The organism is Anabaena sp. WA102 (genome assembly GCF_001277295.1).
Taxonomy (GTDB): Bacteria; Cyanobacteriota; Cyanobacteriia; order Cyanobacteriales; family Nostocaceae; genus Dolichospermum; species Dolichospermum heterosporum.
The window spans coordinates 5,390,298-5,414,396 of record NZ_CP011456.1 but is presented as its reverse complement, the minus strand read 5'-3'; the positions used below and the strand labels follow the sequence as shown (position 1 = coordinate 5,414,396).

The 24,099-nt window shown below is 37.3% G+C and carries 18 protein-coding genes and 1 pseudogene; 18 read left to right on the top strand and 1 reads right to left on the bottom strand.

Annotation, left to right across the window (positions count from 1 at the left end; translation table 11 throughout):
• Positions 1-702 precede the first annotated feature (702 nt).
• On the top strand, positions 703-966 hold the full coding sequence (locus tag AA650_RS23880) for a hypothetical protein (RefSeq protein WP_053540933.1): 264 nt from the start codon (positions 703-705) through the stop codon (positions 964-966).
• Between the two features lie 520 nt (positions 967-1,486).
• Here AA650_RS23880 and AA650_RS23875 read toward each other — a convergent pair.
• Positions 1,487-2,869: a response regulator gene (locus AA650_RS23875; RefSeq protein ID WP_053540932.1), complete on the bottom strand. Its 1,383-nt coding sequence runs from the start codon at positions 2,867-2,869 to the stop codon at positions 1,487-1,489.
• Positions 2,870-3,413: 544 nt separating this feature from the next.
• Between AA650_RS23875 and AA650_RS23870 the strand changes: the two genes are divergently transcribed.
• The 17 genes and pseudogenes from AA650_RS23870 to AA650_RS23790 all read left to right on the top strand — a co-directional run bounded on the left by AA650_RS23870 (position 3,414) and on the right by AA650_RS23790 (position 24,052).
• A complete protein-coding gene (locus AA650_RS23870) occupies positions 3,414-4,088 on the top strand; it encodes a vWA domain-containing protein (RefSeq protein ID WP_039204101.1) in 675 nt (224 codons plus the stop codon).
• Between the two features lie 52 nt (positions 4,089-4,140).
• The gene (locus AA650_RS23865) at positions 4,141-4,923 is read left to right on the top strand and encodes a PP2C family serine/threonine-protein phosphatase (RefSeq protein ID WP_053540931.1); all 783 of its coding nucleotides are present in this window, start codon (positions 4,141-4,143) and stop codon (positions 4,921-4,923) included.
• A gap of 102 nt (positions 4,924-5,025) precedes the next feature.
• Positions 5,026-7,221, top strand: coding sequence for a tetratricopeptide repeat protein (locus AA650_RS23860; RefSeq protein ID WP_053540930.1), 2,196 nt, complete (start codon positions 5,026-5,028; stop codon positions 7,219-7,221).
• A 908-nt stretch (positions 7,222-8,129) separates the two neighbouring features.
• Positions 8,130-8,903 (top strand): glucose-1-phosphate cytidylyltransferase, encoded by a 774-nt coding sequence (rfbF, locus tag AA650_RS23850; RefSeq protein WP_053540928.1) that lies wholly within the window; start codon positions 8,130-8,132, stop codon positions 8,901-8,903.
• Between the two features lie 64 nt (positions 8,904-8,967).
• On the top strand, positions 8,968-10,179 hold the full coding sequence (gene lhgO, locus AA650_RS23845) for an L-2-hydroxyglutarate oxidase (RefSeq protein ID WP_053540927.1): 1,212 nt from the start codon (positions 8,968-8,970) through the stop codon (positions 10,177-10,179).
• A 131-nt stretch (positions 10,180-10,310) separates the two neighbouring features.
• Positions 10,311-11,348: an NAD-dependent epimerase/dehydratase family protein gene (locus AA650_RS23840; protein ID WP_027403013.1), complete on the top strand. Its 1,038-nt coding sequence runs from the start codon at positions 10,311-10,313 to the stop codon at positions 11,346-11,348.
• 215 nt (positions 11,349-11,563) lie between these two features.
• A complete protein-coding gene (locus AA650_RS23835; RefSeq protein ID WP_053540926.1) occupies positions 11,564-12,532 on the top strand; it encodes a glycosyltransferase family 2 protein in 969 nt (322 codons plus the stop codon).
• Positions 12,533-12,571: 39 nt separating this feature from the next.
• Positions 12,572-13,585 carry a glycosyltransferase family 2 protein gene (locus AA650_RS23830; protein WP_053540925.1) on the top strand — a complete coding sequence of 338 codons (1,014 nt, stop codon included), beginning with the start codon at positions 12,572-12,574 and terminating at the stop codon, positions 13,583-13,585.
• A 50-nt stretch (positions 13,586-13,635) separates the two neighbouring features.
• A complete protein-coding gene (locus AA650_RS23825; RefSeq protein WP_039204092.1) occupies positions 13,636-13,821 on the top strand; it encodes a hypothetical protein in 186 nt (61 codons plus the stop codon).
• Between the two features lie 167 nt (positions 13,822-13,988).
• Positions 13,989-14,111: pseudogene (locus AA650_RS28920) on the top strand (phytanoyl-CoA dioxygenase); the annotation flags it as partial.
• Between the two features lie 26 nt (positions 14,112-14,137).
• Entirely contained in the window at positions 14,138-14,962 is an 825-nt protein-coding gene (locus AA650_RS23820) for a phytanoyl-CoA dioxygenase (RefSeq protein WP_053540924.1), read from the top strand.
• A gap of 279 nt (positions 14,963-15,241) precedes the next feature.
• On the top strand, positions 15,242-15,787 hold the full coding sequence (rfbC, locus tag AA650_RS23815; protein ID WP_039204310.1) for a dTDP-4-dehydrorhamnose 3,5-epimerase: 546 nt from the start codon (positions 15,242-15,244) through the stop codon (positions 15,785-15,787).
• Between the two features lie 2 nt (positions 15,788-15,789).
• Positions 15,790-17,103 carry an NAD(P)H-dependent oxidoreductase gene (locus AA650_RS23810; protein WP_053540923.1) on the top strand — a complete coding sequence of 438 codons (1,314 nt, stop codon included), beginning with the start codon at positions 15,790-15,792 and terminating at the stop codon, positions 17,101-17,103.
• 256 nt (positions 17,104-17,359) lie between these two features.
• Positions 17,360-18,457 (top strand): glycosyltransferase, encoded by a 1,098-nt coding sequence (locus AA650_RS23805; RefSeq protein WP_053540922.1) that lies wholly within the window; start codon positions 17,360-17,362, stop codon positions 18,455-18,457.
• Positions 18,458-18,845: 388 nt separating this feature from the next.
• The gene (locus tag AA650_RS23800; protein ID WP_053540921.1) at positions 18,846-21,074 is read left to right on the top strand and encodes a GumC family protein; all 2,229 of its coding nucleotides are present in this window, start codon (positions 18,846-18,848) and stop codon (positions 21,072-21,074) included.
• Between the two features lie 1,168 nt (positions 21,075-22,242).
• Entirely contained in the window at positions 22,243-22,962 is a 720-nt protein-coding gene (hepC, locus tag AA650_RS23795) for a heterocyst development glycosyltransferase HepC (RefSeq protein WP_053540920.1), read from the top strand.
• A 145-nt stretch (positions 22,963-23,107) separates the two neighbouring features.
• Positions 23,108-24,052, top strand: a complete 945-nt coding sequence (locus AA650_RS23790; RefSeq protein WP_053540919.1) for a hypothetical protein — start codon at positions 23,108-23,110, stop codon at positions 24,050-24,052.
• Positions 24,053-24,099: the final 47 nt, after the last annotated feature.

The following is a 24,099-nucleotide window of genomic DNA, read 5'->3' as shown; positions in this document are numbered from 1 at the left end:
TTTTGTCTTCCACCCCATCCTCCTCTTGAGTCTCGAATCCTGGAAAGGCTTTATTTATAGGCTTTTTGGGCATAAGCTAACCCCCTAAGAATTATGTCATCATTTACTTTAAAATTTTACAACATTTATGACATCATTTGCTTTAAAAATAAGGATAAGAGAAAATTAAAACTAAAATCGCCAAAACACTTACTCGTCAATGATTTTGGCTACTATAGCTGTTGATTGCAAATATGACAAGAATTCTTTAAAATGGACAATAATTATTTAATGGACAGAAGGTGTTCCTGATTGTGAAACCGAAAGTTAGATAATTGGGTAATTGGTAATTGGTGATTGGTGATTGGTAATTGGTAATTGTAAAATAATCCAAAATCTACCGCCGCCCTGTTTAGAGTATAAAATCAAACAGGGTGGATTTTTATTGTCCCCTTGGCAATATAGTAAATTCGTACTACAATATCAAAATAGTCTTCAAACCTGGAAAGACTTATGGAATAGGGATTTTAGCTCTTATAACAGGTCGTTCGCGCCAGCGTGCCGGAGGCATCTGGCTAACATTACCCCAGAAATGGGAGTTGGTTTCCAGATTCCAATCAAAAATCTGGTTTCAATTTTAATATCCACAGCGGTTAAAACCGCTCGTGTCGTTTTCCTCTCAGGTCTAAAGACGCGCTCGTTTCCCACTTACCGGGTATTCTTATGATGAAGCATTATATTCTCAATCTTAACCCCACCGCCAAGCATGAATGGGATCGTTGTATTATCCGTGATCCTTTAACGGCAAAACGTCCAGATATAGCTAAAATAATTTCTGAAGCGGTAGGTGCAGATACAGGTAGTTATTTAGTCAGTGTAAATATTGAAGTAACGGTATTACAGGAAGCACCATCACCATCACCCGAACAGCTTTCCCTACCGTTTCCAGAAATCTCTGTACCCACCCCATTGAGAGAAGCAGCATAGAAATTGCAACTTATCCGCTTTAACTAATTTCATAGTAGGTTGGGTTGACACAAGGAAACCCAACAGCATACAAACTTGTAGCTAAGTCAAAAAACCAAAACAGCACAAGCAGATCATATCCATAATAATAGCACAAAAAGTCAAGGGTATTTATCAATCCTGTAAAAACGTATTTGCGTTAACTTATTGACAATATTATCAATAAAGTTGAGAATACAGACTATCTATTCTCAATAAATATCAACTTTACCAAATTTACGAAAATGTCTATTTAAAAAACTTATATTTCTCAAGTAACCGTAGTGGTTCGTCAAATTTATTTTGACGGGTAATGATCGGAAAAAACTTCTGTTCTTCCCTCCCCTGCTCCCGGTGCCTCTCTTCTCCCCCTGCTTGCCTTCACCCGTCATTTTCGGGTTGACAGACTAGTAGGTTGGATTGACGTAAAAACACCCAACAGTTTCAAAACTCCACTGCTAATTGCTGACTGGGCGCAAGCCCTGCGCCCCTACGTTTCGAGTTATGCCAAGTGCATAAAGATCATTTTCAGCAACTCAGCGCGGGTGAAAGGCTTGGTTAAGTATCCAGACGCACCGACAAATCTCGCTTTTACTTTATCTATAATTCCCTTATTGCTAGTCACAAAAATAATGGGAATAGTTTTAAACAGGGAATTATTGCGGATAATTTTACACAGTTCATAACCGTCAATTCCTGCCATATTTAAATCCAGTAAAATTAGATCCGGCTTATGTCTAATAATTGACATTACTGCCTTCACAGGTTCATTAATAGTCACCAAAGTAAAATTCTCATCTTCCAAATAACGACTGATTTCTTTGAGAATTGTAGGACTATCATCTACAGAAATAATTTTGTAAGTCTTTTGGGTGATTTTCGTATTGATTTTTACTTTTTGTGAATCAACTTCTATGTTACTATTAACAGCTTCAGGTGAAAAATCCTCTGGAGGTAAATCAGCAACATCTGGTACTAGCTGTTGAACCGCCAGATGATTCCGCGAAATGATTGGAGTTTCTGAAGAAGCATCTTGACTGGGTGCTACATCCGCAACAAATAATTTACCCCTAATTAACTCTGTGCTATCTTCAGAAAATAGTAATGAACTTCCACAAGTTTTTGGTAACTTATCAAATGGGGGATCTGGTTCATGTAATACTATCGAACCCTTAACAATATAGGGGTATAAACTTAAAGCTAGTTGCAACTCATCCTGATTCATAATAATCGCTAGATGACGCAAGCTAAAACCCTTCATCCAATTGGTGATATTTTCTTTCAGTGGTGGTAATCTTTTATCCTGAAACTTGCTACTAACTAACAAATACGGACGCTGATAGGGAGAAGATATGTATCTACCAAGATACCGCCAATTTTGTAACTGGTTTTGGCATTTTTCGATGATATCATCAATATCTAATTTACAAATTTCGGTAAAATTTTCTAGTGGTTCTGTTAGTTCAAAATCACCTGTTTTAATGAGGAGAAATGATTCAATTACCTCTTTAACTAATTCTTGAATCAGTAATGTTGCGTGATCAAGAAGGAGATATTGTTCATTAACCAGCCAATTAATCGCTTCATATTCGGGAATTTGGTTAGGTAAATGATGATTATCTTCAGGTTCAAATATCAAGCGCATTTGTACACGCACTTCATTATCAACTAAAGGAATTTGTGGATGGAGACGACGCATTTGTCGTTCTAATCTATCAAAGGGTTCTACTGAATGAGTCCCATAGATAATTTTTCCTTGTTCTATATATATCAACCAAGATACAGAGTTACTATGTGCTTGCAAACGGGTAGTTTCATAACAATTGCTTAATTGTCTTAATAAACCTTGGGGTGATAATTTGGTAAATGTGCCAGTATTCTTCATGTTTTTACAATTTTTTGGGCGGATACATCAACATAGTATGGGAAAAGATTTAATATTAGGCTGCAATATGATATCACCTGGAAATATGGTTATGATCACAAGTTGTTAAATTATGAATATCAATGAAAAACATCTTTTAAGCATTATCCTCCTCCGTTGAATGTAACAGTTTTTATAGTTTTTTATGTTGATTTTTTATCATTGGTCTGGATAAAAATCTCTGTTTTGTCATATTTTGTCGCTATTTCATCTTGATTAACTATATAGTGATACTATTGAGTATGCTGAGACTTTTTTGGTAATTTAAATCCATCAATTTTCAGCCGGATCTGCTTACTTTTCCTGGATTTAACAGTAATGAATTGATTTACCCAAGGACAGACTTAAATCCCACATAGAATCTTTAAAAATTTATGGAGGTAAATGTATATATTGATTATTACAGCAGATTGCAACTCAACAAACTGGAGAATCTGCACCAGAAACTATATACTTTGAGTAAAAGGAAAATAAGACTTTGGACTATAACATAACACAAAAAGTTATGATTGATACATTCAATCTTGACGAAGTTGTAGAATTTGCAGAAAACCCCGAACCCCGTTGTCCATGCGTGTTATTGCTAGATACTTCTGGTTCAATGCAAGGAGAACGAATCGAAGCCTTAAATCAAGGTTTGTTGAGTTTAAAGGATGAACTGGTTAAAAATTCCTTAGCATCCAGAAGGGTAGAAGTGGCAATTATTACATTTGATAGTAATGTTAATGTTGTTCAGGACTTTGTAACTGCTGATCAATTTAACCCGCCGATTCTCACAGCCCAGGGGTTAACAATTATGGGTTCGGCTATTCATAAAGCCTTGGATATTATTCAAGAGCGCAAATCCCAATATCGCACGAATGGTATTGCTTATTATCGTCCTTGGGTGTTTATGATTACTGATGGTGAACCCCAGGGTGAACTAGATCATGTTGTTGAACAAGCTGCCCAAAGACTGCAAGGGGATGAGTCTAATAAGCGGGTGGCGTTTTTTACGGTGGGTGTAGAGAATGCGAATATGAGCCGATTAAGTCAAATCGCTGTACGAAGTCCCCTGAAATTAAAGGGATTAAATTTCATTGAGATGTTTGTTTGGCTGTCTGCTAGTATGTCAGCGGTGTCTCATTCTCAGGTAGATGAACAGGTAGCACTACCACCAATTGGGTGGGGATCTGTTTAATGAAAATTGCAGCTTGTTGTTTAAACTGAACTAGCTGTGGAAAACAAATTATATGAATACATCAAAACAGATTTCTCAATGGCGGGTAGTGGCTGCTTCTGTATGTGGGACTAGTCATTCAAAAAACCAGCAACTTTGTCAGGATGCTCACCATTGGCAGCTATTGGCTAATAATGTGTTGGTGATAGCAGCGGCGGATGGTGCGGGTTCTGCTAAACTAGGAAAGGTGGGATCAATGATTGCGGTGGAAACGGCAATAGATCATCTTTCTCGCCAAGAGATAACGAGTGATTCTCTGGCTAATGATGGTGTTTTGCGTTATTTGCTCAGTGACGCTATGTTAGTAGCCCGCAAAGCTATAGAAATTGAGGCGGATGTTTGTAATCATCAACCTCATGATTTAGCAACTACCTTGATTCTGATGATTGCTACACCAGAAATTGTGGCTGTAGGGCAGGTTGGGGATGGTTTGGCTGTGGCTAAAAATAGTATGGGTAATCTGATAGCGTTAACCATTCCTAGCAATGGCGAATATATCAATCAAACAACTTTTCTTACGTCTCCTGGCGCTTTGGAGACAGCACAATTTGAAATATGTCGGGAAGAGATTGTTAATGTGGGTGTTTTGACTGATGGGTTACAAATGTTAGCTTTGAATATGATTGTTGGTGAACCTCACAAACCTTTCTTTTTTCCTTTATTTCAGTTTGTAGCGAATGCTGAAGATAAAATATTAGCAAAAGAACATTTAATGCGGTTTTTAAGTTCTGATAAGATTACTCAGCGGACTGATGATGATTTAACTTTAATTTTGGCTGCATTTATTAACTCATAATTTATAGTCATTAGGGATTAAAGACAGTATGGTATTAGCCATACTCTTGAGTGTCTGAACTTTTGACGGATTCTAATCACCTCATATAACCTTTATTCTGCCATGCAGGTACTACGTCATCTTCCTAACCCGGAAATTCTCAACCTCTCTGTCAGTGTGGGACATGGTGGTGAAGCTTGTATCTATGCAGTTCCATCGGATGAGAATTTGGTAGCGAAAGTATATCATAAACCAACTGTCTCTTATGCCCAAAAACTGCGGGCGATGCTTGCTAATCCTCCTGTGAATCCGACGGATAATTTAGGGCATATTTCTATTGCTTGGCCACAGGAATTATTGCAAGCGGCGGATGGTAGCGGTAAGGTCGTTGGTTTTGTGATGCCCAGGATTCGGGGAATGCGACCAATTATGGATTTTTATAATCCAGGGATTCGCCGACAACATTGCCCTTTGTTTAATTATCAATATTTATTGCGAACTGCCCGGAATCTGGCTGCGGCTTTTTCGGCTTTGCACGCCAGCCGATACTGTGTTGGTGATGTGAATGAGTCGAATATTTTGGTGAGTGATACGGCTTTGGTGACGTTGGTGGATACGGACTCGTTTCAAGTGACCGAACCGTTGCAGAATGTTGTTTATCGTTGTTCTGTGGGTAAGCCTGAATATACACCTCCAGAATTACAGAATAAAACTTTTGCGGACTATGATCGAGAAATTCATCATGATTTGTTTGGGTTGGCTGTGCTGATTTTTCAGTTGTTAATGGAAGGAACTCACCCATTTTCTGGGATATTTCAAGGGGCGGTAGATCCTCCAACCTACCAAGGGAGGATTCTTTCTGGACATTTTACCTATAGTCAAAAGAAACAAGTTCCCTATCTACCAACGCCTATTTCTCCTAGCTGGAATCTGCTTCATCCTAGTTTGCGGGATTTATTTGTGCGTTGTTTTGAGGATGGTCATGATCAACCTTTGTTACGCCCTAATGCTCAAACTTGGTTGTCGGCTTTAACGGCGGTGGAGGAGAGTCTGATGATTTGTCAGGTGAATCTTCAGCATCTTTATCATAATCATTTGGATAAGTGTCCTTGGTGTGAGCGGACTAAAAGATTGGGTGGGAGAGATCCATTTCCGTCATTGCTGGCGATCGCTTCTAAACAACATCTACAACCACGCGCCCAACCTAAGTCTAAACGTCGCTATATTCCTACTCCCCGCATCACTCAGCCATTAACACCAAATTCTCCGGTATATCATTGGCAACCTATAGCTAATCAGCAATTTTATCATCCTCCTGCTGGTAAAAAATTAAATCGGAAGGTATATGGTGTGATTTGTGGGGTGATGGGATTGGGTCTTTTGGGCTATTTGGATGTAATGATTAAATTTACCCGTCCTTTTGTTTCCCAAAATCCTTACACTCAACAAAGTTTGATGTCTCGTACATCTAATCAAACTGCTGATTTGCCAAGTCTTTCTTTTGCGGATTACTACCAGCGCGGTGATACTGCTTATCATCAAAAAGATTATGAAGAAGCAGTTGCCAACTTCACCGAAGCTACTAAAAAGAATCCCCAATCTGCCAAAGGGTATATAAATTTGGGTAATGCCCAATATAATTTAAATAATTATGAGGCGGCATTAGCTAATTATAACCAAGCTTTGAAGTTGAATCCTCAAGAGGTTAAAGCCTATATAAATCGCGGTAATGCTTACTATATGCTGGCTGACTATAGTAGTGATCCTGATAAGGAATACAAACAAGCGATCGCTGATTTTAATGCCGCCATCAATATAGATAAAACTGATGCGGAAGCTTATGTCAGACGGGGTATTGTCAGATTTGAAATTACTAAATACATCAATAATTCTTTTCCAGAATACCAAAGGTCAATTGCTGATTTTACTGAAGCCATTAAACTCAATTCAGCTAAAATAGATGCTTACTTTCAACGGGGTTTGGTTCGTTATCAAATGGCGCAATACAGTAGTAATTATGCAACAGAATATAAACAGGCGATCGCTGATTTTACTGAAGCATTAAAACTTAATCCCCGATTGGCTAAAGGTTATCTAAAACGTGGGATGGCTTACTATGAATTAGCACAATATAGAGAAGGTATAGCTGACAAAAATCATGTTCAAGCAGTTGCGGATTTAGAAACAGCCGCTAAAGTTTCTTTGGAGCAAAATGATATGGATAATTATCAACAGTCTTTGAGTAGTATTTGTATCGTTGTTGCTAATAAATGTGATAGTTTATTATCTAACACAATTCTCACTGGACAAAGTAATTGATTTAGGAGTTCAGGAGTCAGGAGTATGGCTAACGCCACGCTGCGCTATCAGGAGTCAGGAGTCAGGAGTTCAGGAGTATGGCTAACGCCACGCTGCGCTATCAGGAGTTCAGGAGTCAGGAGTCAGGAGTTCAGGAGTTCAGGAGTATGGCTAACGCCACGCTGCGCTATCAGGAGTAAGAAGAAGGAAGAAGAAGGAAGAGGAAAGAAGAGGAAAGAGGGAATAAGAAATAAGGAATTAAAATCATCTAAAATGTGAATAATCGGTTAAAAATAATAGTTAAAATTCACTCCTGACTTCATTAAGAAATTAGGGGTTTTATTTTTGTGATTAAAATTACTAGTACAAAACGGCGTAAATAAACCAACCATTCTAAATCCTCCAAAAGCCTATACTGTCTTCATTTTGACTTTTGACTTTTGACTTTTGACTTCCGCCTTGCGGTACTAGGGAGCATCCTAATTTTGCAAAAATAAGCTGGCGATTAGAAAGATGCCTCCGGCTCCCGTCAGGGATACACGGCTATACAAACAAAGTCCGCCTACGCGGACTAGGGAAATTTAAAACCCACCTGCGTGGGTTTTGCCTGTGTAGCCGTGACTTCCAGTCGCCTGAATTCTTATAGTGAAATGTGGCTTGAATGAGACACAAAATTCACGAAAAAAGACAAACGCCAAAAGACTTTTATTCCTGCTTTTTCTCCTGAACTCCTACTATAAATATTTTACAGATAAAATATCTTAATTTACTTATTCTTTATGATTTTCTAGAAAATAACAGTTAAATTATGTTTATCTACCTAATAAAGAGAAAGAAAAAATTATTTAATTTCTTTACCATCATTGTGCATTCTCTTCATTTCCATTAGTTGAAATTATCGTCCACCTGCAAATCTTTGAGGTAACTACATGAAAGCAGTAATTTTAGCAGGAGGTCTGGGTACAAGGTTAAGTGAAGAAACCAGTATCAGACCCAAACCAATGGTTGAAGTTGGTGGTAAGCCAATTCTTTGGCACATAATGAAAACTTACTCTGCTCATGGTATTAATGATTTCATCATTTGTTGCGGTTACAAAGGTTATGTCATTAAAGAATACTTTGCTAACTATTTTTTACATATGTCAGATGTGACATTTGATATGCGATTTAATCAAATGAATGTCCATTCTGGATATGCTGAACCCTGGCGCGTCACCTTAGTAAATACAGGTGATAATACAATGACAGGCGGACGTTTAAAGCAAGTTCGTGAACATATTGGGAATGAAACCTTTTGCTTTACCTATGGTGATGGTGTAAGTAATATCAATATTACAGAATTAATTAAATTCCATCGAGAGCAAAAGACATTAGCAACACTCAGCGCAGTGCAACCAGCAGGAAGATTTGGAGCAATTTCTCTAGGACAGGAACAAACTAAAATAACTAGTTTTAAAGAAAAACCTGAAGGTGATGGTGCTTGGATTAATGGGGGCTATTTTGTTCTCGAACCCCAAGTAATTGATTTTATTGCTGATACCTCAACTGTGTGGGAGAAAGAACCATTAGAAAAGTTAGCTGATTTAGAACAGTTAGCGGCTTACAAACATGATGGTTTTTGGCAACCAATGGACACATTAAGAGATAAAAACTATCTAGAGGAGCTATGGAAAAGTGGTAAAGCTCCTTGGCAAGTTTGGTAATAGCAATTTTGATTTTGGATTTGAGAGTTGAGATTTTAAATATTGGATTGGGGAAAGATTACTAATGTACGATTTTGCGATTATTGGTGGGGGAATAGTTGGACTTTCCACTGCAATGGCTTTAGGAGAGCGTTATCCTCATGCTAAAATATTAGTGTTAGAAAAGGAGAGCGAATGGGCATTTCATCAAACTGGTAATAATAGCGGTGTCATTCATTCCGGTATTTACTATAAACCGGGAAGCTTTAAGGCTCAATTTTCCCGTGATGGTAGCCGTTCAATGGTAGAATTTTGCCAGAAATATGATATTGATCATGAAGTTTGTGGTAAAGTAATTGTTGCTAGTAATCAACAAGAATTACCTCGCTTAGAAAATCTCTACACACGCGGGTTAGAAAACGGTATTCCTGTTAAAAGAATTAGCCCAGAAGAAGTTAAAGAAATTGAACCTCATGTTAGTTGCGTTGGTGGAGTTCAGGTATTCAGCACAGGAATTGTTAATTACAAACAGGTTTGTTTAAAATATGCGGAATTAATTCGCAATCAAGGGGGAGATTTACGTCTCAATACCCAAGTTTTAAAAATTGTCCGCAGTGGTAGAAATCAGGTATTAGAAACTAACAATGGCAGGTTTGAAACTCGATTTGTGATCAATTGTGCCGGATTGCATAGCGATCGCATTGCAAAATTAGGTAAAGCTAATCCTGAAGCTAAGATCGTTCCCTTTCGCGGTGAATATTACGAACTTACCCCCGAAAAACGCTATTTGGTGAAAACTCTCATTTACCCAGTTCCTAACCCAGATTTCCCCTTCCTCGGCGTGCATTTCACCCGGATGATTGATAACACTGTCCATGCAGGACCCAATGCAGTTTTAAGTCTGAAACGTGAAGGTTACAAAAAAACCGACTTTGACTTCAGAGATTTTGCCGAAGTTATCACCTATCCTGGCTTTTGGAAACTAGCAGCAAAACACGCCGACGAAGGAATTCAAGAAATCATTCGTTCCTTTAGTAAAGCAGCCTTTGTCAAAAGTTTGCAAAAACTCATCCCCGAAATTCAAGCCGCAGATGTAATTCCCACCCATGCAGGAGTTCGCGCTCAAGCATTAATGAATAATGGTTCTCTGGTAGATGACTTTTTAATCATTGCAGGTGAGAATTCCATTCATGTTTGCAATGCACCTTCACCCGCTGCAACTTCTTCCTTAGAAATTGGTAAAGCTATAGTTAAGCAAATACCAGAACCTACTCATTTGCACAGTTTAGTAAGTTAGTAGGGTGCGTCAGATACTAAAAATCTGTTAACTTTACTAACAAATCAAGTCTGACGCACCCTACAAGAGAATTTTATCTGCGGATTTTTCAAGCAACAACATATTTTTCCACATCAAAAGTTTTAACAATCATGAAAGTTTTAGTAACTGGCACAGAAGGTTATCTTGGTTCTTTATTGCCTTCTTTATTAATGCAAAAAGGACATGAAGTTATTGGTGTTGATACTGGTTTTTATAAAGTTGGTTGGCTATATAATGGAACTAACGTCACAGCTAAAACCCTAAATAAAGATATTCGTGATATCAATCCCGAAGATTTAGAAGGTGTGGAAGCTATTGTTCACATGGCGGAATTATCTAATGATCCTACTGGACAATTATCTCCTACCATTACTTATGATATTAATCATTTAGGTTCAGTTCGTCTAGCTAATTTGGCAAAATCAGTAGGTGTCCGCCGTTTTGTTTATATGTCCTCCTGTAGTGTTTACGGTGTGGCTAGTGAAGGTGATATTACAGAATCATCACCAGTTAATCCACAAACAGCTTACGCAGAATGTAAAACATTAGTAGAAAGAGATGTTCAACCATTAGCTGATGATGACTTTTCTCCTACTTTCATGCGGAATGCGACTGCTTTTGGTGCTTCCCCCAGAATGCGTTTTGATATTGTTTTAAACAATTTGGCTGGCTTGGCTTGGACTACAAAAGAAATTAAAATGACCAGTGATGGTACACCTTGGCGGCCATTAGTTCACGCTTTAGATATTTGTAAAGCCATTGTTTGTGCCTTGGAAGCACCCAGAGATATTATTCACAATCAAATCTTTAATGTTGGCGATACAGCAAATAATTATCGAGTTAAAGAAATAGCGGAAATCGTTGCTGATGTTTTCCCCGGTTGTCAATTATCTTTTGGAACTAATGGTTCAGATAATCGCAGCTATCGAGTATCTTTTGAAAAAATTAACACAATTCTACCTGGATTTAAGTGTGATTGGAATGCTCAACTTGGTGCTGGACAATTATTTAGTTTGTTTAAGCAAATTGATATGAATGAAGATACTTTCTTGTCTAGAGGATTCACCCGCTTAAAACAATTAGAGTATCTAATTCGCACAGAACAAATTGACAAAGATTTCTTCTGGAACAAACAGGAAAACTATTAATTTATTCGGAAAATATTGTAGGTTGGGTTGAGCGACAGCAAAACCCAACATGATTAATAATTTTGTTGGGTTTCCTTGCGTCAACCCAACCTACATTTCTACATTTCCTTAACCAAACATTATTGCATCAAGGTGGATTAAATTGAATTTTCTTAATTCAAGATATTCGATTTAAAAGCCTATTTTAAATTTATACCAAGTTAAATTAACAGATAATGCAAAAGTTACTAACCATTGCTATTCCTACATACAATCGCGCTGCTTTACTAGATAAACAACTGGCTTGGTTAGCAACAGCAATCAAAGGTTTTGAATCAGAATGTGAAATTATTATTTCTGATAATTGCTCAACAGATAATACACCGGGAGTTGTGAAAAAATGGCAAACTGCTTTTAGTAATACTGTATTTATAGCGAATAGAAATCGGGAAAATATAGGGTTAATGCCAAACATTGCTTTTTGTCTTCAAGCTGCTGGTAGTAAATATGTTTGGACTGTGGGTGATGACGATCCAATTCAGGAAAGGACTCTAGGTTATGTCATCAATAAAATTAAAGAAAATCCCAGTTTGTCACTGATGTTTCTCAACTGTTGTGGACGAGACAAAAATACAAATAAAGTTTTGGTAGAACACTGGTTTCCTAGTGATAGTGATGAAATCATTGTTGATAGTAAACCTGTATTTCAAAGGTATTTACAGGGTAGTTTTGGGGGTGTACTATTCATGACAGCTACCATTTATAATACCGAACTTGTGCAACAAGCTTTGCAAAACTGGACTACTTCATGTAAAAATTTAGCATCCCAAGCATATTGGACTGGATTTTGTGCGGCTTATGGAAATATCATTGTTACTCAAGATAATTATTTGGAATGTACAATGCACGCTAGTTCCCTAGAAGAAAATCCTCGATGGTCACTAATGATGCGATATGTCTACATCCCGGAGATTTATCTGAAATTATTAAGTTTAGGATATTCTGCTAAATTTTGTCAACGAATGATTCTAGAAAATATTTTCAACCTGAGTGATTGGAAAATATTATTGGGTGCTTTAAGAAGATGGCCAGTTCTAGCCACCAATATTATAATTACCTACTTGCAATTAGTAGGTAGATTCATCTATCAAATGAATTTTAATCAAAAAAAATCAGCAATAAATATCTCACGAATAAGTAATTAAATAAAAGATAAAATCCTTCTCTATTAACCATCAAAAACCATGAATAAACTACTAACTATTGCTATTCCTACTTACAATCGAGCCGAGTTACTAGATAAACAATTAACTTGGTTATCCCAAGCTATTCAAGGATTTGAATCAGAGTGTGAAATTTTAGTTTCTGATAACTGTTCTACAGATCATACTCAATCTATTATTAGTAAATGGCAAAATATTCTCACAAACATCACATTTAAATCCAATAAAAATCCTGAAAACATAGGCGTAATGCGAAATATTTTTCATTGCCTAAGTTCTGCCACAACCAAGTATGTTTGGACAATTGGTGATGATGATCCAATTCAGGAAAGAGCAGTTGCCTATGTGATGGATAAAATTAAAAATATTGATGATTTATCATTATTGTTTCTGAATTTTTCTGGTCGAAACAAAATTACTGGTGAACCAGTACATCCACCAAAAATAGTTGGTAATCGCTGGTTTGATGCCGATACAGAAGATGGTGAAGGTGATGGTAAAGCAATATTTGAACATTGTTTTACTAAAAGTGTAGGAGCAGTAATTTTTCTAACTGCTACAGTATATCGTGCTGATTTAATTAAACGCGCTCTCCAAATTTGGCCAACTGCTAGTAATAATTGGATATCTTTAGCATATTTAGCCGGTTATTGTGCTGCTAATGGCAGAGTAATTGTGACTAAAGATATCTATTTAGAATGTATTGTTGGTGTTAGTTATTGGCAAAAAGAACCGAAATCTGCACTTTTAATGCAATACCAACATATACCTGAAGTTATTTTAAAACTTGAGCAAGTTGGTTATTCTAAAGCATATTGTTGTCGGATGCTTTTACAAAACTACCATGAAGTAGACCTGAAAGTTTTTTTAGGAGCGATGAGAAGATGGCCTGTATCGGCTATTAAGACAGTAATTCCTTTTTTAGGTTTAGCTAGTGTGGCAGCATTGGAATTAATACCAATGAGAGAATTTAAAGTAGCAGAATCAGAAATGGATAGAACAACGACTTCGGAAGTCAGAAACTATAAGGGATAAGTCAGCAATTGTTTGGAAAAAATAACTTTTGATTGGGAGGTGTTTGAATTGTGATTAATAAAGTTGCAGAAAAAATATCAGTCTTAAAAGATGAGTTAGCTTATCAAGTGAAACTTTGGCAGCATCAGGGTAATTTGCCTGTCTTAACAGGAAATGATGCTATAGCGGTTATCGCTAGGATGCAATACAGTCTAGGGCGCAGACCCTGCGCCCCTACAGGCTTTACAATTAGCTGACTGTATTTCGCTCAAGTGCATACCGCTATATCATTGCCAATTCTCTTAAAAATGAAGGAATTTGCATAACAACTCTTGAGTCCTTAGGATGAATGCTGCTCATAGTTTTTTACCAAATATGGGTAGGTCTAATTATCATCCTTCATACCAAAATCCACCAGAAATTTACACAGTTACGATCAACACTATTTTTTGTTTACACAGCTAACCCACCAAAACGACCGGGACTTTGTACTCAATATTGGGATGATACTTTTCCCAAACCGGAGTTATCTAAACAAGTTAATTAGGTTTACATAGGAAGGGAATTCCTGTCATGCTGAACAAAATTTCAACTATAAGTTCTGAGTTGAATTATCGAGTATCACTTTGGCATCATGGTAAAAATTTACCTGCTATTAGTGCAAAAGATCAATTGATTGTTGATACCCTAAAAACATCAGGTGTTTATATCACATCTTTGGAAGATTTAGGTTTTTCATCTACGGCTACAATGTTAGCTACTGCTAATAGTTGTACTGATAGAATGGTAAATCCTAGAGATATTCATGCAGGATACAAATTACCACAAATTTATACCGTTACAGATTTACCAGAATTTTTTAATTGGGGAATGGAATCCCGCTTACAAAATATCATTGAGCATTATATAGGTTTACCTATCGCTTTTCATGGTGTTCATGTACGGAAAGACTTTCCTAATGAAAAACAATTGGAAACTTTACTATGGCATAAAGATTCTGAAGATAGACGCATGATTAAAGTCATTATCTATCTAAATGATGTGACTGAAGAACATGGACCATTTGAATATATTCGACTACCGACTAATGCTTTAGAGCAAGTTAAAAATTATCAAGTTGATTATGAGTTGTGGCGGGTTAATTTTTTGGGAATTAACGATGATAAAATGATGAAAGTCATTCCTAAATCAGCTTGGAAATCATGTCCTGGTAAAGCTGGAACTGTGATTTTTGCAGATGTGAGAAATATTTTACATCATGGGACTGTGAGAACCCAAGAACGATCAACTATATTTTTCACATACACGGCTAAATCTCCTAAACGACCTGAACTTTGTACACAATATCATGATGATACCTTTCCCAAAATAAATCCCCAATTAGGATTAAAGGTATAAACCTAAAATGCAGAAATTCAGGAGTCAGAATAAGTAGTGAGACAGAATTAATTACACAATGTCATTGCGTTAGCGTTGCGTGGCGTTAGCCATATGGAACGAAGTGAAATGAAGCAATCGCAAGGGTTGTGATTGCTTCCCTTCGCTCGCAATGACTGTAAATATTTTTGTCCAATTACTTAATTGGTATCAATCATGATCATGCCAGTTTTATTTCCTGAATTTTGCTATCTAAAATCAAAACCATTCTATTATCTTCAAAAAACTTCCGAAATAACCATGATTTTTACCTCTACTAAACTCGCTGGTGCTTTTATTATTGACTTAGAAGAAAAGCCTGATTCTCGTGGTTTTTTTGCTCGGACTTTTTGCGCTGATGAATTTCTCGCTCATGGGTTAAAACCAACAGTTGCCCAATGTAACCTTTCTTTTAATCATAAAAAAGGCACATTACGAGGAATGCACTATCAAACTCTCCCCGCAGCGGAAACAAAATTAATTCGCTGTACTCAAGGAGCTATTTATGATGTGATTGTGGATATGCGTCCTGAATCTCCTACTTATCTAGCGCATATTGGTGTAGAACTGAGTGCAGAAAATCGCCGCGCTCTTTATGTTCCTGAAATGTTTGCTCATGGTTATCAAGCTTTAACAGATGGTGCAGAAGTTGTATATCAAGTGGGTGAATTTTACACTCCTGGATATGAACGGGGTTTACGTTATGATGATCCAATTTTAGAAATTTCTTGGCCATTGAGTGCTACAGAAATGTCTGATAAAGATCGCAATTGGCCTTTACTAGAATCTATTTTGATAGGAGTTTAATCATGATTATTGTTGATAAAGCTTTACAAGCACGAGCGGATTTAGGTAAACCAGTTAAGGTGGCAATGATTGGTGCTGGTTTTATGGGTCGAGGAATTGCTAATCAAATTATCAATTCTGTGCCAGGAATGGAGTTGGTGGCTATTTCTAATCGTCACATTGATAACGCTAAACGAGCTTATTTAGAAGCAGGAATTGAAGATATCAAAATTGTTACTAATTTAGCTGATTTAGAAGAAGCGATCGCTCAAAATGAATATGCAATCACCGAAGATGCCATGCTCCTGTGTGAAGCTGATGGCATAGATGCAATCATTGAAGTCACCGGGACAATTGAATACGCGGCTCATTTGGTGATGTGTGCGATCGCTCATCACAAGCATATCATCCTCATGAATGCCGAACTAGATGGCACAATTGGACCGATACTCAAAGTCCATGCAGACCGCGCTGGAGTCATCCTGAGCGCCTGTGACGGCGACCAACCAGGGGTAGAAATGAACTTGTACCGCTTTGTCAAAAGCATCGGTTTAAAACCCCTCCTGTGCGGCAACATCAAAGGCTTACAAGACCCCTACCGCAACCCCACCACCCAAGCCGGTTTTGCTCAACGCTGGGGTCAAAATCCTGCTATGGTGACAAGCTTTGCCGATGGTACAAAAATATCCTTTGAGCAAGCCATAGTCGCCAACGGCACAGGTATGAAAGTAGCCAAGCGGGGAATGTTGGGATATGACTACACAGGTCATGTTGATGAAATGACCAAAATGTACGACATTGACCAACTTCAAGAACTAGGCGGTATCGTTGATTACGTCGTTGGCACCAAACCCGGTCCAGGAGTATTCGTATTTGCCACCCACGAAGACCCCAAACAACGTCATTACCTCAACCTATATAAACTCGGTGAAGGACCTCTCTACAGCTTCTACACCCCCTATCACCTGTGCCATTTTGAAGTTCCCCTCTCCGTAGCCCGTGCTGTCCTCTTCCATGATGCGGTGCTTGCACCAATCGCCGGTCCCGTTGTTGATGTCGTCACCACCGCCAAAATTGACCTCCAAGCCGGAGCAACCCTTGATGGTATTGGTTATTACATGACCTATGGACAATGCGAAAATTCCCCAATTGTGCAACAACAAAACCTACTGCCAATGGGTCTAGCGGAAGGATGTCGCTTAAAGCGCGATATTCCTAAAGATCAAGTCCTCACTTATGATGACGTGGAACTACCAGAAGGTAGACTTTGTGATCAATTACGCGCTGAACAAGCAGTTTACTTTGCTCCTGTGAAAACTTTAGCACTAACAAAATAGTTTTCCAATTAGCATCAAGATAATTCAGAGGTTTCCTGATATTTTCATTTAACCTCTGAATTCACATATATACAATAAATGACAGAGATTATTTTGATAATCTTGCGAGGTTTCCCATGATTCAACTCCTTATTAAACAACATAAAATAATTGATACAAAACAACTGATACAACTTAGTAATGCAACATTAAAAATTCAATTACTAGAGAATAAATATTAAAACCAATCATCACTTACCAAATTATCAAGAAAAAGATGAAAATAGCTCTCGTCCATGATTACTTAACCCAACGCGGTGGAGCAGAGCGCGTATTTGAATTATTGTGTAAACGGTATCCCGACGCTGACATTTTCACCTCATTATACGACCCGCAAAAAAGTATTGATTTAGGTGAGAGAATTATCAACACCACATTTTTACAAAAAATTCCTGGTGCAACCAAATATTTTCGGATGTTAGCCCCCTTATATTTTCCCGCATTTCGTTCCTTGGATCTTCAAGATTATGACCTAATTATCAGCAGTAGCACCAGTTTTGCCAAAGCAGTACGGAAAAATCCCCAAGCAAAACATATTTGTTTTTGTCATAATGTTACCCGCTTTTTATGGGATACAGAAACATATTTACGGGAGTACGGAGACTATAGATACTTTGCACCTCTCATCGAAAAAATCTTTCAAATGATGAGAGATGTAGACCTGAAATATGCTCAAGAACCCGATCTCTACATCGCTAACTCTACCATTGTTGCCCAACGAATTCAAAAGATTTATCACAAACAAGCGATCGCCATTAACTATCCAATTGATACTAGCAACTTTGTTTTTTCCGATACTAAAGAAGAATACTACTTGGCATCGGCGCGGATGATCAGTTATAAACGTCTTGATATAATAGTCGAAGCTTTTAATTGGTTAGGCTGGAACTTATTAATATCAGGTGATGGACCAGAACAAGAAAGATTAAAAGCCCAGGCATTACCCAACATCCAATTTCTAGGTCATGTCAGTGATAGAGAACGTAAAGACTTATTTTCTAAAGCCAAATCAATTATTGTTGCGGCTTTAGAAGATTATGGATTAGTTCCAGTCGAGGCAAACGCCAGTGGTACACCAGTTATTGCCTATGGAGCCGGAGGAGTCTTAGACACTCAAATACCAGGTAAAACAGGTGTATTTTTCAAAAGACAAGCACCATGCTCTTTACAAGCAGCTTTACTAGAAGCTGGAGGAATATCTTGGGATTACGAAACTATCCGTAATCATGCCGTTAGCAATTTCTCAGAACAGTCATTTTTTAGTAAAGTTGAGCAAGTTATTGATCAAGCTAGTAGTTCGTCAAATTTATTTTGACGGGTAATGATCGGAAAAAACTTCTGTTCTTCCCTCCCCTACCTCCCCTACCCCCCCTACCTCCCCTACCCCCCCTACCTCCCCTACCTCCCCTACCCCCCCTACCTCCCCTACCCCCCCCTACCCCCCCTACCTCCCCTACCCCCCCCTACCTCCCCTACCCCCCCTACCTCCCCTACCCCCCCGCTTGCCTTCATCCGTCATTTTCGGGTTGACAGACTACTAGTGCAGCATGGCAAAAATAACTCATCATTAAAAGTTCCTAGAAAGCTTATATAATTTGCTTTTTTAATTTTTAATTCTGCCTTGCAGCATTGGAGTTGTGCATCACTAATTCATTTAATTTTTTAGGTGTTTGCGTAGTGTATCGCAGATAAGGATAATAAAAGTGGTTCAAACTAGTCTAAATCCCAATATAAATTCAGCATCAGAAACAGAACCAGGTTATGGACAAATGTTTGCAGTAATTCTGCGAAGATTTCCCTGGTTATTATTAGTATTGCTCAGTTCTACGGCTATTGCTGGCATCATTACATTAAAAACTCCACCCAGCTTCAAAAGCACCATGCAATTGTTAGTAGAGCCTAACTATCAAGGCAAGAAAGAAACAGATAACACTGAAAGTCAATTTACTGATGCTAATGTGGAGGTAGATACAGCTACTCAATTAAACTTGATGCAGAGTTCTGGACTGATTAAAAAAGCAGTTGATAGACTTAAAACTGAATATCCAGACTTAACTGTAATGGATTTAAAAAAATCCTTAGTCCTCACTCAAATTAAGACTCCAGAGGATAATATTGCTACTAAAATATTTCAAGTTGATTACACCGATAGCGATCCAGGAAAAACTCAGAAAGTCCTCAAAACAATTCAGCAGGTTTATTTAGAATACAATAAACAACAACAAGATTCACGCCTACAAAAAGGTTTACAAGTTATCAGAGATCAATTAAGAAAAGCGACTGATGAAGTAACCGCTTCCGAAGCAAATTTACAAAGATTTCGCAGAAGTCAAAATTTAATTGATCCAGATGCTCAAGCTAAAACCGTAGAGATAGCTTTAAATACTGTCCAACAGGAACGACAAACAACTCGTTCCCAGTATGAAGAAGCCTTAGCAAAGCAAAAATCTTTGCAAACACAACTGAACCGTTCTCCACAAAATGCCTTAGTTTCTTCTCGTCTGAGTCAGTCTACCCGCTACCAAGGCTTACTCAATGAAATCCAAAAAACAGAACTGGCTTTAGCACAAGAACGTTTACGTTTCACAGATGATACTCCCAGCGTTCAAAAATTATATGAACAACTGCAAAGTCAAAAGCAACTTTTACAAAAAGAAGTTAGCAGAACTTTAGGAGAAAAAACCAACTCTACCTTTAATTCTGGAGACAATCTTTTAGAACAAGGACAACTAGGACAAATTGATCTTAATCTCACAGGTCAATTAGTAGAAACCCAAACAACCATCGTTGCATTAACCGCCCGCGATCAAACCTTAGCAGCCAAAGAGAAAGAATTACAAGCCGACCTCAAGCGGTTTCCTTCTCTATTGGCTTATTATAATCGCATCCTGCCTCAACTACAATTTAGTAGAGAAAGATTAGAACAATTATTAAGAGCAGAACAAAAATTACGCCAAGAACTTTCTAAAGGTGGATTTAATTGGGAGGTAGTAGAAGAACCCCAAGAAGGTCTTCATACTGGTCCTAACATGAGACAAAATCTCTTATTAGGAGGAGTAATTGGGTTAATGTTAGGAGGACTTGCTGCCTTTATTCGTGAAGCATCTGATGACGCTGTACATACCACTGCGGAATTAGAAAAACAAGCTGCTCTCCCATTATTAGGAACAACTCCTAAATTGCCACCTCCCAAACCCAGAGAATCCATGATAAAATTGCCATTTGGCAAACCAGAAGTTCTCGCACCTTGGACAATTCAAGTATTACAATCTTCTCCCCGTTGGGAATCACTTGATCTCATTTACAAAAATATTGAACTGCTTAATAAAGTCTCAGATTTAAGATCATTAATGGTGACATCAGCATTACCAGATGATGGTAAATCGGCTTTGGCATTAGGTCTAGCCATGAGTGCGGCTCGCCTACATAAAAAAGTCTTACTAATTGATGCCAATTTACGCGATCCTAATCTGCACAAACAGTTAAATCTTCCTAATGAACAAGGACTTTCTAGTTTATTAGAAAGTGAAGTTAATCTACCTAATCAGATCAGTGTTCCTTACTCTGGGTCGTCTTACATTGATATTTTAACAGCCGGACCAACTCCGACCGATCCTGCTCATCTTTTGAGTTCTCCCCGGATGATTCAATTAATAGCTGCATTTGAAGAAAATTATGATTTGGTAATCATAGATGCCCCTTCCGTTCTTGGGTTAGTAGATGCTATGCTCACGGCATCATCCTGTCGTAGTGTGGTGATGATGGCAAGTATTGGTAAAGTGACCCGCACCCAACTTAATCAAGCCACAGGGATGTTGAGTAGGTTAAATCTGATTGGGGTTGTAGCCAATGGCGTATCTCCATCTGATAGCACCTATGTACCTTATGTAAAAGCAAAACAATTAGTTTTACAACCAGCAATGGAAGAATAAAGCAAAATATTTGCTGACTATTTAACCCACAAAAATATATTGACCCCTGCATTAGACAGGGGTTTTTGTGTTGACTATTCAAGATCAATTAAGTAGTGCCCCCCTTTCCCCTTATGAAGGGGGGTAACAATGTGATGAAAATTACGAGATAAGTAATGGGACAGAATTAATTACACAATTGATTTTTCTGTTCCCTGTTCCCAGTTAAGAGTTCCCTCTCTCAACGAGTGAATTTAATTTTGTCCGACTACTTACCACCTTTAAAACAGTCTCTAAGGGACTTCCAATTAAAAAAATACCCAAAAATTTCTTGTGGTGCGGGACGAATTGCCCGCTAATCATCAAGGACGGGCAGGATGCCCATCCCACAAAATTGGGTAATTTATTTTTTGGTGTTCCCTAAGAGGAGAGGGAAAAGGAATAATATTTAATACTAGAGAGGCTTAAAACTCTGATTTTATGCTGCTAAAAACAAACCAATATGCCCCTCTCCAACGCGGAGAGGGATTGGGGTGAGGTTCAATAACTCCTACGTCGTCACGCTACGCTATCGAATTCACGTCTAATTAGGGTTAGATACTTGTTGGTTAAATGTATTGAGTTTTGTTTATAAATCTCTGCTAAAAAAATGATATTATTTGCTTTTTCAATTTTCAATTTATTACTGTAGTATGTTGGCAAATGACCATTCACTATACAAAATATTTTTGTTGTATTACTAATACAATTCACATTTATTTTTATTTACCTAATAAGTAATTTATGATATACTTTGCAAGTATAAAACAAGGTTTATTTTTATTTAGTTACGATTAATTCATTTCACCATATCTTAATATTATAGAGAAGAAAGTAATATTTATTTAAAGAGTGAATAAAGAAGTTGTTTCTTGATGATTTATTTATCGAGAGTCTTATATTCTAGAGATTGAAACCCATCATCAAAATCTCCAGGACGAAACCGAAGTAATTTTATCAGGGTTGCAAAAAGTTAGTATCTTCTCTGAGATGACTACTCTTGATCATAAATCCAAGTGTCCCTAATTTTCTGTTGTCATATTTAATCATTGCTATAGGACTCCTATACAATACTGTTCGGTCAAGAAAATATTAATTTTCTAATGGTAAATATTCAGTCAATCTTTTACTAATTTATCGCTGTTAATATATGCCAATTTCAGTCATTTCTAGTCTAAATAGTAACTCTATTGTCCCCCAGCAATCTGAAAATTTTAACTTCCTATCATGCTCATTAAAATGGCGCAGAGGAAAATTATTAGTAAAAGCCTCTGAAAAATTCTCACAACCCCATTTAGCTGCACTAGAAAATGAAGAATCTTTAATAGAATGTTTAAAACATTCTCCAGTTAGTTTAGTCAGCATAGATCCCAAAATCGGTGATTCTTTATTAAAAGTTTGGGCAAATGCTTGTCAAAAAGCTAATAAGCCCATATTTATAAACATTTCTGGGCATCAAAAATTGCCAAAGAAAGGTAATCAAATTTTCAGAACTTTACAAATAATAATTGATTGGACTTGGGCTTTACTTTTGCTGTTATTTATGAGTCCAGTCATTCTCGGAGGATTAATAACTATGCAAATATATTCCCCCAAATTGCTGTTTAATTATGAGTGGTATGTCGGAGAAAATGGGCAACTTTTTCAGATTATTAAGTTTAGTTCTATGGCTAAACAGGAAATGACAGATTTGAACATTATTTTAGGTACATTCATTTTGAATAATTTATCTAATGTATTGAATATATTGCAGGGAAAATTTTGTCTAATCAATAATCGTTGTTTATCTTTGGAAAGTGCAGTTAAATTAAGTTTAGAATCACAAAATAACAAATTAAACAAGCAAAATAAATTTAGCGGTGTATCGTAAATAGATGGGAAGGATAAACTGCCTATAGTTGAGAATAAATCTATTGGCTCTGTGTTTTCAAGCATTTTTATCTAATTGATGAATACTTCCTGTTCTCATATTGATGACTATGAATTATGTAGCTAATTAAAAAATAAGAAATATCATGCAAACAGCGATTTGTACCGTATTTGAAAAAGACTACCATTATGGTGTGGGGGCTTTAGTAAATTCCCTGTATTATCATGGTTTTCGAGGCATAATTTGGGCTGGTTATCGTGGAAATACACCCGATTGGGCTAAGGAGCTAAAAACAGAAACTGGTTATCAAGAGTTTTCTGTAGATGAAGGTTGTGCAATCCGATTTGTCAAACTAACAACTCCAAAACATTTAGGCTTTTATAAACCTGATTTTATGTCCCAATTGTGGGAAAATTATTGCCCAGATATTGATGCTTTATTTTACTTTGATCCTGATATTGTCAATAAATGTAACTGGGATTTTTATGAAAATTGGGTAAGTCGAGGAATTGCTCTTTGTGGTGATTCTTGGTATCTTGTGCCGGCGAATCATCCGAGACGGTTAGCATGGAAAGAATTTGCTGAAAATAATGGTTTTGCTTGTGAGCGCGAGTTAGATTATCACTACAATAGTGGCTTCATTGGAGTTCATAAAAACTACAAATCTATCTTGAAAGTTTGGCAGAAATTAGAAGAATTGGGTGAAATGGCAGGATATGCCAATTTAAAGGATCTTTATAACGGTAATACCTTTAATCATTATCCATATCTGTATGGAGATCAGACTTATTTAAACTTAGCATTGATGCTAACTAATTATCCTTTGAGTACCGTTGGACCAGACGGTATGGATTTTGTTCCTGGTGGTACTATTATGTCTCACGCCACAGTCCCACATATTAAACCTTGGCGCAAAAAATTACTTCTCAGTGCTTTAGAAGGTAGTTCTCCCACCATAACTGATAAATTATATTGGCGACATAGCCAAACACCTATTCAATTATATTCAATACCAAAAATACTATGGCAAAAATTTGAAATTCTCTGTGGTTCTGCTCTTGGTCGTTTTATCCGTCGCGCTCCTATGTAAGCATATTAATTTTCTTGAGATTGGTGCTTCTATACTTAATTATCAAA

Excerpts from the sequence above, each read along its gene's own strand:
- AA650_RS23880 (WP_053540933.1), top strand. The coding sequence starts at position 703 with ATGATGAAGCATTATATTCTCAATCTTAACCCCACCGCCAAGCATGAA.
- AA650_RS23875 (WP_053540932.1), bottom strand. The coding sequence starts at position 2,869 with ATGAAGAATACTGGCACATTTACCAAATTATCACCCCAAGGTTTATTA.
- AA650_RS23870 (WP_039204101.1), top strand. The coding sequence starts at position 3,414 with ATGATTGATACATTCAATCTTGACGAAGTTGTAGAATTTGCAGAAAAC.
- AA650_RS23865 (WP_053540931.1), top strand. The coding sequence starts at position 4,141 with ATGAATACATCAAAACAGATTTCTCAATGGCGGGTAGTGGCTGCTTCT.
- AA650_RS23860 (WP_053540930.1), top strand. The coding sequence starts at position 5,026 with ATGCAGGTACTACGTCATCTTCCTAACCCGGAAATTCTCAACCTCTCT.
- rfbF (WP_053540928.1), top strand. The coding sequence starts at position 8,130 with ATGAAAGCAGTAATTTTAGCAGGAGGTCTGGGTACAAGGTTAAGTGAA.
- lhgO (WP_053540927.1), top strand. The coding sequence starts at position 8,968 with ATGTACGATTTTGCGATTATTGGTGGGGGAATAGTTGGACTTTCCACT.
- AA650_RS23840 (WP_027403013.1), top strand. The coding sequence starts at position 10,311 with ATGAAAGTTTTAGTAACTGGCACAGAAGGTTATCTTGGTTCTTTATTG.
- AA650_RS23835 (WP_053540926.1), top strand. The coding sequence starts at position 11,564 with ATGCAAAAGTTACTAACCATTGCTATTCCTACATACAATCGCGCTGCT.
- AA650_RS23830 (WP_053540925.1), top strand. The coding sequence starts at position 12,572 with ATGAATAAACTACTAACTATTGCTATTCCTACTTACAATCGAGCCGAG.
- AA650_RS23820 (WP_053540924.1), top strand. The coding sequence starts at position 14,138 with ATGCTGAACAAAATTTCAACTATAAGTTCTGAGTTGAATTATCGAGTA.
- rfbC (WP_039204310.1), top strand. The coding sequence starts at position 15,242 with ATGATTTTTACCTCTACTAAACTCGCTGGTGCTTTTATTATTGACTTA.
- AA650_RS23810 (WP_053540923.1), top strand. The coding sequence starts at position 15,790 with ATGATTATTGTTGATAAAGCTTTACAAGCACGAGCGGATTTAGGTAAA.
- AA650_RS23805 (WP_053540922.1), top strand. The coding sequence starts at position 17,360 with ATGAAAATAGCTCTCGTCCATGATTACTTAACCCAACGCGGTGGAGCA.
- hepC (WP_053540920.1), top strand. The coding sequence starts at position 22,243 with ATGCCAATTTCAGTCATTTCTAGTCTAAATAGTAACTCTATTGTCCCC.
- AA650_RS23790 (WP_053540919.1), top strand. The coding sequence starts at position 23,108 with ATGCAAACAGCGATTTGTACCGTATTTGAAAAAGACTACCATTATGGT.